This is a genomic window from Micromonospora sp. NPDC048170, from assembly GCF_040652795.1.
Classification (GTDB): domain Bacteria; phylum Actinomycetota; class Actinomycetes; order Mycobacteriales; family Micromonosporaceae; genus Micromonospora.
The window spans coordinates 1-14,558 of the sequence record NZ_JBEZMR010000037.1; the positions used below are offsets into that span (position 1 = coordinate 1).

Consider the following 14,558-nt stretch of genomic DNA (forward strand, 5'->3'; position numbering starts at 1 on the left):
TGGAGCGCTCCACCCCGGCCGCACGGTCGCGCCGCGTCGGTCCGTCAGTGCCGGGCCGACGCGGGCGCCTCGTCGGTGCCGTCGGCCGGGACCGCCGAGGCATCGACAACCGGTTCCTCGGCCGCCGGGCGCACCCGGCGCAGCAGCAGTGCCGAGAGCACGGCCAGGATCACCGCGAGCACCGCGCTGACCGTGCCCGCCATGTTGAAGCCGGTGGTGAACGCGGCTCTGGCCGCCTCGAGCAACGCGCCGCCGGCCTGCTCGGAGAGCTGCCCGGTCACCGCGCTCGCGCCGGCCAGCGACTCGCCGGCCGTCTCCCGGACCTCCGCCGACAGGTCGGCGGGGAGGGCGGGGGTGATCTCGCTGCGGTAGACGGCGGTGCCGATGCTGCCCAGCACCGCGACGCCGAACGCCACCCCCAGCTCGGTGCTCGTCTCCGACATGGACGACGCCGAGCCGGCCCGCTCCGGCGGGGCCGCCCCGATGATCAGGTCGGTGCCCAGCACGGCACCGGGACCGAACCCGAGGTAGACGATCACCAGGCCGGTCACCGCGAGGCCGAGGCCGCCCGTGGGGCCCACCTGGCTCAGCAGCGCGAAGCCGACCGCGGCGATCGCCATGCCACCGGCGACCACGTAGCCCGGCGAGAACCGCTGCGCCAGCATCGGTGCCAGCATCGAGCCGACCAGCATGGACACCGCGTACGGCAGCATCCAGAGCCCGGCCCGCAGCGGGGACAGGCCCTCGACGAGCTGGGCGTACTGGGTGAAGAGAAGCACGATGCCGCCGATGGTCGACCCGCCGAGCAGCATGATGCCCAGGGCCGCGCTGAACGTCCGGTTGCTGAACAGCCGCATGTCGAGCAGCGGGCTGGTGAGGCGGCGCTGGCGGGCGACGAAGATGACGCCCATCACCACACCGGCGACCATCGCCAGGACGGGCCGGACGCCGAGGCCGTCCTTGGCCAGCTCCTTCAGGCCGTAGACGAACGGCAGGATGGTGGCCAGCGACAGCACCACGCTGAACAGGTCGAGACGGCCGGCGTCCGGGTTGCGGTACTCCGGCAGCAGCAGCGGCGCGGCCACCAGCAGCACGATCATCACCGGTACGCCCAGCAGGAAGACCGCGCCCCACCAGAACGACTCGAGGATCAGGCCACCGATCAGCGGCCCGATGATCGCGCCGATCATGAAGCAGCTCATCCAGAGCCCGATGGCCATCGTGCGCTGCTGTGCGTTGCGGAACATGTTGCTGATCAGCGACAGCGTGGAGGGCATCAGGGTCGCGCCGGCCACCCCCAGCAGCGCGCGGGTGGCGATCAACATCTCGGCGCTGGTGGAGTAGGCGGCGATCACCGACGCCACCCCGAAGGCCGCCGCGCCGATCATCAACAGTCGGCGTCGCCCGATGCGGTCACCGAGGGTCCCCATGGTCACCAGGAAACCGGCGATCATGAAGCCGTAGATGTCCATGATCCAGAGCGTTTGGGCGGCGTCCGGCGCCAGATCGGCGCTCAGGTGGGGCAACGCCAGGTAGAGAACGTTCAGATCCAGCGACAGCAGCAGGGTGGGCAGGGTGAGCACGGCCAGGCCGATCCACTCGCGCCGGCCGGCTCTCGCTTCCGCCTCGCTCGCGTTCACATCCATCGTGGTCCTTCCTCCGAATCGCCTGCGGCGCCTAGTTGTCGTACTCGTCGTGCAACCGCCACCAGCCGTACGGCTCCTCCTGCGGCCGCCCGTCCGGGGTGTCCTCCCAGGTCTCCTGGCGGCCCAGCGGGGTGAGGTCCAGGAGGGTCCAGTTGCTACCGAGCGCCTCCACCCCCCGCTCGGAGGTGAAGTAGGTGCGGTAGACGTCGTCCCCGTCCCGCAGGAAGACGCTCAGCCCGAAGGACTCCCCCTCCTTCCTGGTCAGCCCGAGGTCGGTGTTGAAGTCGGTGCCGTACGACGAGTACCAGGGCAGCGTCCAGCCCATCCGGTCCCTGAGCGGGGTGATCTCGGCCAGCGGCGCCCGTGAGACCAGCGCCAGGGTGGTGTCCCGGGCGTTCAGGTGGGCGGGGTGACCGAGGTTGTCGACGAACATCGAGCACCCCTCGCAGTAGTGCGACTCCCCGGGCCTGAGCATGAAGTGGTAGACGATCAGCTGACGCCGTCCGTCGAAGATGTCGGCCAGGCTGGCCTTGCCGCCCAGGCCCTCGAAGACGTACTCCTTGTGGATCCGCGTCATCGGCTGCCTGCGGCGCTCCGCGGCCAGCGCGTCCCGGGCCCGGGTCGATTCCTTCTCCCTGACCAGCAGCCGCTCCCGGGCGGCCTCCCATTCCGACTGCGACACGATCGTCGGCAGATTCATGTGTCTCTCCATTCGTGGGTCACGGACGCCCCCTGCCGGGAGCGGCGGCGGGCGTGGACGCTGCGCTCACGGAGGTGGCGCGGGCCGCCGCACGGGACGACGCCGGCCGAACGCCTGGGCACGCTTCCGCGATGCCGGGGCTCGCCCTCCGGCCAGCCCGCGCGGTCCACCGGGCCAGGCCGATCGGGCCCGCGCACGCGGTCGCGCACGACTCCGGTGTGCCTCCCTCGCGTCGCCGGGCCGGATCCGTCGCGGGTCCCACTGTGCCGCCCGCCACTCCCGGTCCACTCCCGGTGCGCTCCCGGTCCACTCCCGGTCGCCGCGCCGCCGCGCCGCGACGTGACCGCCCGTCGTCGGTGCGCTGCGCTACGGTGACGCCATGCGTTTCGGGCTCCTCGGTCCGCTGGCGGTCTGGACGACGGGCGGCGCACCGGTCACCGTGCCCGATCTGAAGGTCCGTGTCCTGCTCGCCGACCTGCTGGCGCACCAGGGCCGGCCCGTCCCCGTCGACCGGCTGGTCGAGGACCTGTGGGGCGGGCGACCGACGGCCAATCCCAGCGGCGCCCTGCAGACCAAGGTCTGGCAGCTGCGGCGGGCGTTGAACGACGCGGAGGCCGGCGGCAGGGACCTGGTGGTGTCCCGACCGCCCGGCTATCTGCTGCGCACCGCGCCCGGGCAGACCGACGCCGACCTGTTCGGCGCGCTGGTCGGGCGGGCCACCGGGACGGCCGCCTGGTCGGCCCGCGTCGCGCTGCTGGACGAGGCCCTGGCGCTGTGGCGTGGCCCGGTGCTGGCCGACTTCGCCGACGAGCCCTTCGTCCGCCCGCTGTCCACCCGGTTGGAGGAGCAGCGGCTGGTGGCCGTCGAGGAGCGGGCCGAGGCCCGCCTCGCCCTGGGCGAGCACCAACTGCTGGTCGGGGAGCTCGCCGACCTGGTGGCCCTGCACCCGTTCCGGGAACGGGCCCGCGCCCTCGCGCTGCGGGCCCTCTACCGGGCCGGGCGGCAGGGCGAGGCGCTGGAGAGCTACTCGCGCTTCCGTCGGCAGCTCGCCGACGAGCTGGGCCTGGATCCGGGTCCCGAGCTGGTGGCGCTGCACCGGGCGATCCTGGCGCACGATCCGGCGTTGCTCGCCGACCCGCCGGAGGCGGCGACGCCGCCCGCCACCGGCCGCGCCGGCTCCCCCACCGGCCCCGACCGCCCCCGTGGCCCGGACCATCCCCGTGGTCCGGACCATCCTCGTGGCCCGGACCATCCTCGTGGCCTGGGCGACACGAGTGCCGCGAGCGACCCCCGCGGCGCGAGCGACCCCCGCGGCGCGAGCGACCCCCGCGGCGCGAGCGACCCCCGCGGCGCGAGCGCCCCCCGCGGCGGGAACGACCCGAGCGGTGCGAGCGACCGGAGCGACCCGAGCGGTACGGGCAGCCTGAGCGGCTCCGGTGACCTGAGTGGCCTCGGTGACCTGAGCGTTCTGAGCGGCGCGGACGATCCGCTGGCCGTGCCGCGCCGGCCAGGTCCCGGCCGGTTGACGCCGCGGACCAACCTGCCGGCCCCGTTGACCTCACTGGTCGGGCGGGCGGAGGCCGTCCGCCACGTCCATGATCTGCTGCGCGTCGAACGGCTGGTCACCCTCGTCGGTCCCGGCGGCGTGGGCAAGACCCGGCTGGCGGTCGAGGCGGCCCACCAACTCGTCGAGGCGTACCGGGACGGGGTGTGGCTGGTCGAGCTGGCCTCGCTGCGCCCGGACGACCCCGCCGCGCTGGCCGGGTCGCTGCTGGCGGTGCTGGGCATCCGCGAGGCCACCGGGGCCGACCGCGGGCCCACGGGCGCCCCGGCCACCCCCGCCGACCGCCTCGTCGACGTCCTGCGTGGCCGGTCCCTGCTGCTGGTTCTCGACAACTGCGAGCACGTCGTGGAGCCTGTCGCCGAGCTGGCCCAGCGGGTGCTGCCGCATGCCCCGGGCGTACGCGTGCTGGCCACCAGCCAGGATCCGCTCGGTGTGGCGGGCGAGCGGGTCCGGCCGGTACCCCCGCTGGAGCTGCCCGACCCGGAGGTCACCGAGCCCGGGGTGCTCGCCCGTTCCAGCGCGGTGCAGCTCTTCGTCGCCCGGGCCACCGCGGCCGCCCCCGGCTTCGCCCTGGACGCGGCCAACGCCCGCGACGTCGCCGAGCTCTGCCGCCGCCTCGACGCGGTCCCGCTCGCGCTGGAGCTGGCCGCCACCCGGGTGCGCGCGCTGGGCGTACACGGGCTGGTCACCCGGCTCGACGACCGGTTCCGGCTGCTCTCCGGCGGTCACCGCGGCGCTCCGCCGCGCCAGCAGACCCTGCGCGCGATGATCGACTGGAGCTGGGAGCTGCTCTCCGAGCCGGAGCGGGTGGTGCTGCGGCGCCTCGCGGCGCACGCCGACGGCTGCACCCTGGAGGCCGCGGAGGCGGTCTGCGCCGACCGGGACCTGCCCGCCGACGAGGTGCTCGGGCTGCTGGCACGGTTGGTGGACCGCTCGCTGGTGGTGATGACCGAGGGTGCCGGCGAGCCGCGCTACCGGCTGCTCGAGTCGGTCGCCGAGTACTGCCTGGCGCGGCTGCGCGAGGCCGACGAGGTGGCGGTGGTGCGCCGGCGCCACCGACGCCACTACGTCGATCTCGCGCGGCGGGCCGACGACGAGCTGCGCGGGTCGGCGCAGCGGCGCTGGCTGGCGCGGCTGGACCAGGAGACGGCCAACCTGCGCCGCGCGCTGGACGGCGCGCTGGCCGACGGCGACGCGGCCGGCGCGCTGGAGCTGACGACCTCGCTGGCCTGGTACCGGTACCTGCGTGGCCGGCTACGCGAGGCGCGCCGGTCGATCGAGGCGGCGCTCGCCGTGCCCGCGTCCGTCCCGGTCGCGGTGCGGGCGGCGGCCACCTGCTGGCGGGCGGGGCTCGCCCTGCTGGAGGCCGGCGGCGACCACGCCCCGCAGGTGGCCCCGGCACTGGCCGGCTGGCCGCCGGACGAGGACCCGGCGGGACGGGCCCGGGCCGCCTGCTTCCTCGGGCTCGCACTGCTCAACACGGGGGACGTCACGACCAGCCAGGAGCTGGTCGACGACGCGCTGGCACAGTTCGAGCGGCTCGGCGACCGGTGGGGGGTGGCCACCGCGCTGAGCCTGCGGGCCGGGCACGCCCAGTCCCGCGGTGACCTGGAGGCGGCCAGCCGCGACGGCGCGCGGAGCGTGGCGCTGTTCCGCGAGCTGGGCGACCGGTGGGGCCAGCTCCAGGCGTCCTTCGCGCTCACCTCGCGGGCGGAGGCGATCGGCGACTACCCGGAGGCGGCCAGGCTGCACCGGGACGGGCTGCGGATGGCCGAGGAGCTCGGGTTGTGGCTGGAGGCCTCCGACCGGCTCTCCGGCCTGGGCCGGATCGCGCTGCTCACCGGCGACTACGACCGGGCCCGGGAGTTCCACGAGCGGGCGCTGCGGCTGGCCGCCGAGCAGAACTTCAAGCCCGGGGAGCTGTACGCGCAGATCGGCCTCGGTCTCGGGGCCCGCCGCGAGGGCCGGCTGGACGCCGCCGAACAGTTGTTGCGGGGCGTCCTGGAGTGGACCCGCCAGCCGGGTCTGGACGCCGACGTCGTACGCGCGCTGCTCCTGGCCGAGCTGGGCTTCGTCGCCGAGCAGCGCGGCGCCGCCCGGAGCGCGCACGGGTTGCACGCCGAGGCCTTCGAGGTGGCCACCGCCATCGGCGATCCCCGGGCGCAGGCGCTCGCGCTGGAGGGGCTGGCCGGGACGGCGACGCTCGACGGCCGGCACGCCGACGCCGCCCGGCTGCTCGGCGCGGCGGCCGTGGCGCGGGCCTCGGTGGGTGCGCCGCTGCCGGCCGGGGAACGGGGCGACGTCGACCGGATCACCGGTGCGGCGCGGGACGCGCTCGGCCCGACCGCGTTCACCGAAGAGTTCGACCGGGGCACGGCGCTGAGCCCCGACGGGGCCTACCGCACGCTGGTGGCCGGTCTCCCCCGCCCCGCCTGAACGGGCCGACCTGGGCGGACGCCCGGCACCGGCGGCCACGGCCGGCACCGGGCGGCGGGCCGCCCGGACGCGCCGACGCAACCCGCGCGGTCCCGTGGCCGGGTGCAGGTGGAGTCGTAGCCGGGCGACCCGTCACCGCGTACGGGTCGTCAGCGGGCGGCGGTGCCCTTGGAGTTCTGGTACGCGGCGATGCTCCACCCGCCGTCCACGCGGACCACCGTGGAGGTGGCGAGGAAGGCGCGCTCGGCGACGAATTCCGTCTCCCCCTCCAGGAGCACGCTGCCCTGGGTCACCAGCAGCGCGATGTCGTCGGTCAGGAAACGGACGTCGAGCGGCTCGACGAGGACGCGGGTCCCGGCGTAGGGCCCGGCGAACCCGGCGGCCATGTAGGAGCTGATCTCCTTCCGGCCCTTCATGTAGGCGTCACCGATGAGCGTGCCGTCCTCGACGAAGATCGCCGCGAACGCGTCGGCGTCGTTGGCCGCCCAGGCCGTCACGATGCGTCGCGCGACGTCCCGTACGGCCGTCTCGTCGCTCACGACGGCGGCATTGCGTGCGGACATGTGCGTTCCTCCTCCTCGTGTCACCGGTACGCCGCGGGCGTCCGGACGTGCGCCTGCGGGGCGTCTCAGCAGGTGATCCGGGCCTCGGGAGAGGTCAGGTAGCCCATCATGTTGGGGTCCCAGACGACGGCCCGGTAGCTCCAGGTGCCGCTGGCCCGGCACGGGAAGTCGAGCCGGTTCACCGTCCCCGGGTCCATCCAGCGCTCCAGCACCGTCCGCCAGCCCGTGTCGGTGGACTCGTAGCGCATCAGCCAGAAGATGGCGTAGACGGTGCAGTCGTTGGTCGCCACGCTCCGGACCGCCACGCCGGTGGGGCTCTTCTCCGGCGTGCTCGGGGCGCTCACGCAACTCTCCGGCGCCGCCGCACCCGCAGCGGCGGCGGCGGTCGGACCGAACCCCACCGTGCCGACGGCGAGTGCGACGGCCAGCGTCAGCGAGGCCCACCTGGGTAGCGTTGCCATGCCTCCTCCTGTCCGGCCGGTCCGTCCGCTCCCGGGCGCGGGAGCGGCCGGCCTGCCCGTGCCGTACCGGCTCACCGCGCGAACCGGTACGCGTCGACGATGGTCTGCTCCACCCGGTTGCCGTGCGAGTCGACCAGGGTGGCGCGCAGCGACACCGTCCGGGTCCCCTTCGGCGCACGCACCACCGCCCGGTAGCCGCCGTCGCCCGCCGGCACCACCGGGGCCTGCCGCCAGCTGCGGCCCCCGTCGACGGAGACCCGCACGGTGAGCTGTCGGACCCGACCCACACGGGCCTCCGGCTGGGACATCACCGACACCGGCAGCAGGGTCACCGGCGCCCAGCGGGCGAGGTTGTGGTCGTCGACCGTCGGGGCGTACCGGACCACCCAGAGCGGGAAGGACTCCCCGGCCTCGCCGGCGGTGTCCGACCGGAACGTCCACGTCGCGTCCACCCTGGTCGAGATGCCGGAGTACGACGGCCGGGCGGTCCGCTTCTCCACCCGGAACGTCGCCGGCCCGGGCGGCACCTCGGTCTCCAGGTTCCCGGCGCCGGACTCGGCCACCAGCCGGCCGTCGCGGTACATCCGGGTCGACGCCGTGTCGGTGAGCGAGCCGCCCCGGTGCGAGTCCTGGTCGGAGTACATGGGGATGCCGAACCACACGGTGTCGCCGCGCCGGCCGGCATGACCGGCGAAGTCGAACATCGGCCCGAACACCGCCGCGTTCCACCGGTCGGTGTACCGCTGCCCGGCCTGGTAGGACCGGTATCCCTGGCCGAGGGCCGTGACCTCGGTGGGCAGCCCGTCCGCGCCGGGAACGTTCTCGCCGAAGGCGCCGCTCCACTGGGTGTCGCCGCCCTCCAGCAGGTGCGTCGTGCGCGCCGGAAGGCTGAACGGCAGCAGCGGGGCCAGGGTCCCGGCGACGCCGGGCGCGGTGGCGAAGGTGGCCTTGGTCGCCCGGCGGCCCGGCACCTGCGCCGCCAGCCGTACGTCGACCGCGGCCAGGTCCCGGTCGGCGACCGTCCGCCGGAAGCCGGTGAAGAAGCCGCCCGGGCGGGTGTCGAGCAGCCCGTAGCTGTACGGGCTGTCCCGGAAGTCGCCAGCCGGGCCGGGCACCGCCCAGGTGGAGTGGAGGTAGCCGGTCATCCGGTCGGCGGGCAGGTCCGGGCCGAGTTGCCCGGAGCGCAGGCCGTCGAAGCCGTCGAGAGCCAGCGCGAGGCTGAATCCGGTCCCGTCCTCGGCGTGCCGCTCGAAGCCGAGGTCGACCAGGGCGGTCCGCGCGTCCGGACGGGGGACGGTGGTGCGTACCGGGGCGGCACGCCGGGCGTCGACGGTCACCGTCACGTCCCCGTCGAGGGTCAGCTCCGGCTGGACCAGGCGGTGCCAGGTCGAGCCGGCGTCGCCGAAGTCGACCACGTCGCCGACGAGGACGTACCGGCCCTTCGGCAGCCGGGTGGTGGCGACGCCGTCCTCGCCGTACAGCAGCGCCCGCAGCTCGCCGGTGAGGTCGAGCAGCATCGTCTCCGCCCGGCCGGTGGGCCGCCCGTCGGGACCGAGGTGCCGGACGGTGAGGGTGTGGCTCTCGACCTCCTTCTCCACCTCGACCCGGGAGCGGACTGCCAGGTCGGGCGCGCCGACGGGGGTGGCGGTGACGGTGCCGGCGTAGCGGCCGTCGGGCCCGTCGTGCCGGGTGTCGACGGTGACGGTGACGCTCGCCGACCCGCCCGCCGGCACGGTCACCGTGGCCGCGCCGAGCCGTAGCGCCCCGGCGGGGGCGGGGGCCCCCTCGGGGCCGGTCAGCGCCGCGTCGAGGCGAAGCTCGACGGGCCGGTCGCCGTGGTTGTGCCAGCTGAGCGACCGCTGCCGCGGCCGGTCGTCGGTGTGCGGCCACCGCTGCACGCCGAAGGCGAGCAGTGCCGTGGCGGGTAGTACGGTCCGCCGGGCCAGCGCCGCCACGTCGAGCGCGCCGTCCACCCCGGACGCCGCGAGGGCGGCGCGGAGCCGGTCCGGCTCCCAGCCCGGGTGACGCCGGGCGAGCAGGGCCGCGCCGGTCACCGCGCCGGTGGGCGGCAGCCCGGTAGCGCGCCGGTCGGGCCGCTCGGCGGCGGAGACGACCCCGGCCCCGGAGTCCCGCGCGACGTGCCCGCCCAACGCGAAGGGCCCGGCCAGCGCGGAAGGCCCGGCCAGCGCGGAAGGCCCGGCCAGCGCGGAAGGCCCGGCCAGCGCGGAAGGCCCGGCCTGCGTGGCGGGCCCGGCCAGCGCGGAAGGCCCGGCCTGCGTGGCGGGCCCCTCCGGGGCGGGGGTCAGCACGAGGGTGCCGGTGCGGTCGCCGATCCGGTCGATCGCCCGGCCGAGCGGGCCCGTGCCGCGCAGCCCCGCGCCGCCGAGGCGGAGGTCGACCACGTCGGCCCGCCCGGCGGCCCACTCCAGTCCGGCCAGGATCGCCGATTCCGGGCACCGCCCGCCGTCGTCACAGACCTTGCCGTCGAGCAGCGTCGCGCCGGGCGCGGCGGCGGCGACCCGCGTGCCGTGTCCGTTCCGGTCCCCGGCGGTCGCGCCGACGAACACCTTCCGGTCGGCCACCCGCGCGGCCGGCCCGGCCCGTTCGGCGTCGACGCCGGTGCTCAGCACGGCCACGGTCGCTCCCGCGTCACCCGCCGGCGGGGCCGGCGTCGTGGACGGTGCCGGCACGGGCGCCGGGGCCAACGGGGTGTCCAGCCAGATCCGCTCGATCCCGACCTGCTGGTCACGGATCGCCGACCAGGCCGACACGGCGTCCGCCCTGGCCACCGTCACCGCACTCGCACCGGCCGTGGCGAACCGGCCGGTGGTGCGCAGTCCCGGCCCGGTGAGACCGGCCGCGGGGTCGGCGCCGCGCCGCGACACGATCAGCGGCAGCCCGGGGCTGCGGGCGTCGTCGTAGCCGGCCTGGACCAGCGCGGTGACGTCGAACAGGCGCCGGTCCAGCAGGCCGGCGGCGACCAGCGGGCGGGCGTCCTCCGGAACGACGGTGCGGTGCCCGCCCGCGCGGTGGCTGGTGAAGCGGGTGCCGGCCCGGCCCGGCCCGGCGGCGACGGTGACCCGTGCGCCGTCCGGGGAGACGGTGACCCGGTCCCCGGTGATCAGCGTGACGCGGTGGTCGGGCTGGTTGCCGGGTGCCGGCGCCGGTGCGGGCGCGGTGCCGCCGCCCGGGACCGCGTGGGCCGGCTGTCCGGTGATCACCAGCACGGCGGCCAGGGCCACCACGCCCGGGGCCGCGGTGATCGTCCGACGGCGCCCTGCTCCACCGGTTGCCGTACGTCTGTCGCCCACCCTGTCCCCTTCCGCCGCTCGGCCCGCCGCAGATCCGGCGATCACCGGTGGTCCCTGGTCCAGTCAGGATCGTCGTCCGGCCGCACCGGTCGCCGCATCTCCCGTCGTGCGCTCATCCCACCGGCCCGAACTGCGGGCTGCGCACGGTGGAAGATGCGCCGCGCCGAACGCGAGCCGCACGATCCGACAGTGGAGCGGACGGACGCGCCGGGCGCCCGGGTCGGCCGAAGCAAAGGCTCAACCAGATCCTTTTCGGACAGTACGGGCGTGTGAGGAGCGGACGATGACAGCAGTGCGAGGCGACGCGCCGAGGGCCACACCGGCCACCGGCGAGCGGGCGCGGCCGAGGATCTTCTTCCCGGAGCTGGAAGGCATGCGCGGCGTCGCCGCCGTGATGGTCATGCTGACCCACATCGCACTGAGCACCGGGGTGATCGCCTCCGAGATGTACGGCGCGGCCGGAAACCCCGTCGCCGGGCCGATCCTGAACACCATGGACGTCAGCCTGCCGATCTTCTTCGTCCTCTCCGGGCTGGTGCTCTACCGGCCCTTCGCACTGGCCACCCTCACCGACCGGCCGTCGATGGCGCTGAAGCCGTACTTCTGGCGGCGGGCCCTGCGGATCCTGCCGGCGTACTGGGTGCTGGCCGGAACGGCGCTGCTGGTGCTCAACGCCGACGCCGTCACCGGGCTGTGGCACGTGCTGCGCCCCCTGCTCGTGCTGCACGTCTACCAGCCCAACGCGATGCCCACGGGCATGGAGCAGACGTGGAGCCTCGCGACCGAGGTCGCGTTCTACCTCACCCTGCCGCTGCTGGCCTGGGCGTTGCGCCGCTGGGCGGTACGCGCCGCCGACCCGGGGGCCCGGGCGAGGCGGATGCTGCTGCCGCTGGGTGCCATCGTGCTGACCGGCGCCGGCTTCGCCGCCTACCACCACCTGCCCTCGATGGGCGCCTTCCCGATGCAGCACCTCTGGCCGACCGAGTACATGGGCTACCTGGCGCTCGGCATGACCCTGGCCACCCTCTCCGCCGTCGCCGAGGTGGCGCCCGAGCGGACGCCGGCCGCGTACCGGTTCCTCATCCGGCACCCGGGCGCCGCGTGGATCGGCGCGGTGCTGGCCTACGCGGCGGCCTGCTCCCCGTTGGGCGGCCCGAACGAGATGAACTACCCGCCGCTCGGCCCGGCGATGGTCGACCACGCCCTCTACCTGACCATCTCCCTGCTGCTGGTGGCGCCGCTGACCCTGCCGGCTGGTCGGCCCGGCTACATGCGGGCGGCGCTGTCCAACCCCGTGCTGCGCTTCCTCGGGCGGGTCTCCTACGGGGTCTTCCTCTGGCACGTCTTCTACCTCTGGGTCTACTACGACCTGACCGGCACGCCGCTGGGCACGGGCAACTTCTGGCTGGTGACCGCCGCGGTGGCCGGCGCCAGCGTGGTGACGGCGACGCTCAGCTTCTACCTGGTGGAGCGCCCGGCGATGAGGCTGCGCCCCTGGTTGGGTCGGGCACCGGTCGACCCTGGGGCCCAGGCGCCACGGACGGTACGCGAGCAGCGACCGGCGGCCCGCCCGGCGGTCCAGTGGGAGCCGAAGGCCGGCGAGACCGCCCCCGCCGTACCCGCCGAATGAGCGCGACCCGCAGACCGGCACCCCTGTACCGGGTGGGACGTCCGCCCGGCGGCGAACCGAGAGGAACCACACGATGAGCGACACCGCGAGAGGCCGGGCCGTCGTCCTCGGCGCGAGCATGGCCGGGTTGTTCGCCGCGAGCGTGCTCGCCGAGGCGTACCGCGAGGTGGTCCTGGTGGACCGGGACCGGCTCGCCGGGGTGACCGGGCCACGCCGCGGGGCCCCGCAGGGACGGCACCTGCACGGCCTGCTCGCCCGGGGTCAGCAGGCCATCGAGGAACTCTTCCCCGGCTTCACCGACGAGGTGGCCCGGGCCGGCATGCGCTCGGGTGACCTCGGCACCCATATCCGGTGGTACTTCAACGGCCACCGGCTCAGCCCCGCCGAGACCGGCCTGCTGGTGATCGGGGGCGACCGGCCGGGCATCGAGGCGCTGGTGCGGCGCAGGGTGCTGGCCCTGTCGGGGGTGCGGCTCGTCGAGGACGCCGACGTCGTCGCCCCGGTCGCCACCGCCGACGGCACGCGCATCACCGGCGTACGGATCCACCACCGGGCCGCCGACGCCGCCGAACTGCTCGACGCCGACCTGGTGGTGGACGCCACCGGGCGCGGCTCCCGCACCCCCACCTGGCTGGCCGAACTCGGCCACGGCCCGGTGCCGGAGGAACGGATCAAGATCGGGCTCACCTACACCAGCGCGCGGTTCCGCTTCTCCCACGACCCGTTCCACAATGATGTCTCGATCAACCCGGTGGCCACCCCCGCCCACCCGCGCGGCGCGTTTCTCGCCACCCTGGGCGGCGACGCCGGGCTGCTCTCGCTCACCGGCATCCTCGGCGACGAGCCCCCGACCGACCGGGAGGGCTTCCTGGCGTACGCGGCCTCGCTGCCCGTGCCCGACATCATCGACGCCATCCGGGACGCGGAGTTCCTCGACGAGCCGGCCTCGTTCCGGTTCCCGGCCAGCGTCCGGCGCCGCTACGAGCGGCTGCCCCGGCTACCGGAGGGGCTGCTCGTGGTCGGCGACGCGGTCTGCACGTTCAACCCGGTCTACGGCCAGGGCATGACGGTCGCCGCCCTGGAGGCGCTGATCCTGCGCCGGCACCTCGCCGACGGTGGGACGCCCCGGCCGCGGGCCTTCTTCGCCGACATCTCCCGACAGCTCGACGCCCCGTGGGAGGTCGCGGCCGGCGGCGACCTGGCCCACCCGCGGGTGGAGGGTCCGCGCCCGCTCAAGGTGCGGATGGCCAACGCCTACATCGCCCGGGTGCACGCCGCCGCGACCCGGGACAGTCGGGTCACGGACGCCTTCCTGCGGGTGGCCGGGCTGATCGACCCGCCGCAGGCGATCATGCGCCCCTCGGTGATGCTGCGCGTGCTGCGGGCGGGCAGGCAGCCGGCCGGCTCCGCCGCCGCCCCGTCGGGCCCGACGCCGGCCCGCCCCACGGCACGCGACCGCGGCTGAGGCGGATCCCGAGGCCCACGGAGGTCGCCTCGTCCACCGGGAACACGGCCCGTCGCGCCGGCCATGAGCCGAGCCGGCGGGCCGTGTTCGGGTGTCCGGGCCACATCCGGGGCCGGGACAGGGTTACGCGGTGACCACGACGTACCGGCGTCGTGGTCACCGCGTCCGCGCGGGGGTGGGCGGGCGGCCCGGGCGGCTCAGCGCGACGACGCCGACCTGGCCGCGGCGATCGCCTCGTCGTACCGCGGGTGCTCGCCGACCTCGCGCACGTACTCGACGTGGACGACGCGGTCCTGCGCGTCGACCACGAAGACCGCCCGGGCGAGCAGCCGGAACTCGGCGATCACCACACCGTAGGCGAGCCCGAAGGACAGGTCGCGGTGGTCCGAGGCCGTCCGGACCCCCTCGATGCCGGCGGCGCCGCACCACCTGGCCTGCGCGAAGGGCAGGTCCACGGAGATGGTCAGCACGGTCACCCCCGGCAGGGCGGCGGCCTCCTCGTTGAACCGCCGCGTCTGCTGGTCGCAGACGCCGGTGTCGAGCGACGGCACCACGGACAGGATCCGCACCGTACCGGCCGACGCGGCAAGGTCGACCGGCGAGAAGTCGTTGGCCAGCGTGGTGAAGGCCGGCGCCGGGTCGCCCACCCGCACCTCCGGCCCGAGCAGCGTGACCGGGCGTCCCCGGAACGTCGTGACGCCGGCACGTTCCAACGCGACTGTCATCAGGTTCTCCTAGCGTCCAGCGGGAGGGTGGCGGGTCGGCCGGCGCCGGCGGCACCG

General features: G+C 75.4%; 9 protein-coding genes. 3 read left to right on the plus strand and 6 right to left on the minus strand.

Annotated features, from left to right (window positions below; translation table 11 throughout):
* Window positions 1-44: 44 nt before the first annotated feature.
* Together AB0D32_RS29155 and AB0D32_RS29160 are read right to left on the minus strand one after the other, a co-directional pair.
* Complete coding sequence (locus tag AB0D32_RS29155; RefSeq protein ID WP_357097084.1) at window positions 45-1,646, minus strand: MFS transporter; 1,602 nt, start codon at window positions 1,644-1,646, stop codon at window positions 45-47.
* A 31-nt stretch (window positions 1,647-1,677) separates the two neighbouring features.
* Window positions 1,678-2,346: a DUF899 domain-containing protein gene (locus tag AB0D32_RS29160; protein ID WP_357097086.1), complete on the minus strand. Its 669-nt coding sequence runs from the start codon at window positions 2,344-2,346 to the stop codon at window positions 1,678-1,680.
* 379 nt (window positions 2,347-2,725) lie between these two features.
* On the opposite strand from AB0D32_RS29160, the gene AB0D32_RS29165 reads away from it, so the two are divergent.
* Entirely contained in the window at window positions 2,726-6,346 is a 3,621-nt protein-coding gene (locus tag AB0D32_RS29165; protein WP_357097088.1) for a BTAD domain-containing putative transcriptional regulator, read from the plus strand.
* A 149-nt stretch (window positions 6,347-6,495) separates the two neighbouring features.
* On the opposite strand, the gene AB0D32_RS29170 is transcribed toward AB0D32_RS29165, so the two are convergent.
* The 3 genes from AB0D32_RS29170 to AB0D32_RS29180 all read right to left on the minus strand — a co-directional run bounded on the left by AB0D32_RS29170 (window position 6,496) and on the right by AB0D32_RS29180 (window position 10,681).
* Window positions 6,496-6,909 (minus strand): SgcJ/EcaC family oxidoreductase, encoded by a 414-nt coding sequence (locus tag AB0D32_RS29170; RefSeq protein ID WP_357097090.1) that lies wholly within the window; start codon window positions 6,907-6,909, stop codon window positions 6,496-6,498.
* Between the two features lie 65 nt (window positions 6,910-6,974).
* Entirely contained in the window at window positions 6,975-7,370 is a 396-nt protein-coding gene (locus AB0D32_RS29175) for a hypothetical protein (protein WP_357097091.1), read from the minus strand.
* A 71-nt stretch (window positions 7,371-7,441) separates the two neighbouring features.
* Window positions 7,442-10,681 (minus strand): hypothetical protein, encoded by a 3,240-nt coding sequence (locus AB0D32_RS29180; protein WP_357097093.1) that lies wholly within the window; start codon window positions 10,679-10,681, stop codon window positions 7,442-7,444.
* Window positions 10,682-10,964: 283 nt separating this feature from the next.
* Between AB0D32_RS29180 and AB0D32_RS29185 the strand changes: the two genes are divergently transcribed.
* Window positions 10,965-12,311 carry an acyltransferase gene (locus tag AB0D32_RS29185; protein ID WP_357097095.1) on the plus strand — a complete coding sequence of 449 codons (1,347 nt, stop codon included), beginning with the start codon at window positions 10,965-10,967 and terminating at the stop codon, window positions 12,309-12,311.
* Window positions 12,312-12,384: 73 nt separating this feature from the next.
* Window positions 12,385-13,776: an FAD-dependent oxidoreductase gene (locus tag AB0D32_RS29190; protein ID WP_357097097.1), complete on the plus strand. Its 1,392-nt coding sequence runs from the start codon at window positions 12,385-12,387 to the stop codon at window positions 13,774-13,776.
* A 197-nt stretch (window positions 13,777-13,973) separates the two neighbouring features.
* On the opposite strand, the gene tpx is transcribed toward AB0D32_RS29190, so the two are convergent.
* Window positions 13,974-14,501, minus strand: a complete 528-nt coding sequence (tpx, locus tag AB0D32_RS29195; RefSeq protein WP_357097099.1) for a thiol peroxidase — start codon at window positions 14,499-14,501, stop codon at window positions 13,974-13,976.
* Between the last annotated feature and the right edge of the window lie 57 nt (window positions 14,502-14,558).

Bases quoted from the DNA above. Each gene is read 5' to 3' on its own strand.
- AB0D32_RS29160 (WP_357097086.1), bottom strand. From the start codon at position 2,346: ATGAATCTGCCGACGATCGTGTCGCAGTCGGAATGGGAGGCCGCCCGG.
- AB0D32_RS29185 (WP_357097095.1), top strand. From the start codon at position 10,965: ATGACAGCAGTGCGAGGCGACGCGCCGAGGGCCACACCGGCCACCGGC.
- AB0D32_RS29170 (WP_357097090.1), bottom strand. From the start codon at position 6,909: ATGTCCGCACGCAATGCCGCCGTCGTGAGCGACGAGACGGCCGTACGG.
- AB0D32_RS29165 (WP_357097088.1), top strand. From the start codon at position 2,726: ATGCGTTTCGGGCTCCTCGGTCCGCTGGCGGTCTGGACGACGGGCGGC.
- AB0D32_RS29155 (WP_357097084.1), bottom strand. From the start codon at position 1,646: ATGGATGTGAACGCGAGCGAGGCGGAAGCGAGAGCCGGCCGGCGCGAG.
- tpx (WP_357097099.1), bottom strand. From the start codon at position 14,501: ATGACAGTCGCGTTGGAACGTGCCGGCGTCACGACGTTCCGGGGACGC.
- AB0D32_RS29175 (WP_357097091.1), bottom strand. From the start codon at position 7,370: ATGGCAACGCTACCCAGGTGGGCCTCGCTGACGCTGGCCGTCGCACTC.
- AB0D32_RS29190 (WP_357097097.1), top strand. From the start codon at position 12,385: ATGAGCGACACCGCGAGAGGCCGGGCCGTCGTCCTCGGCGCGAGCATG.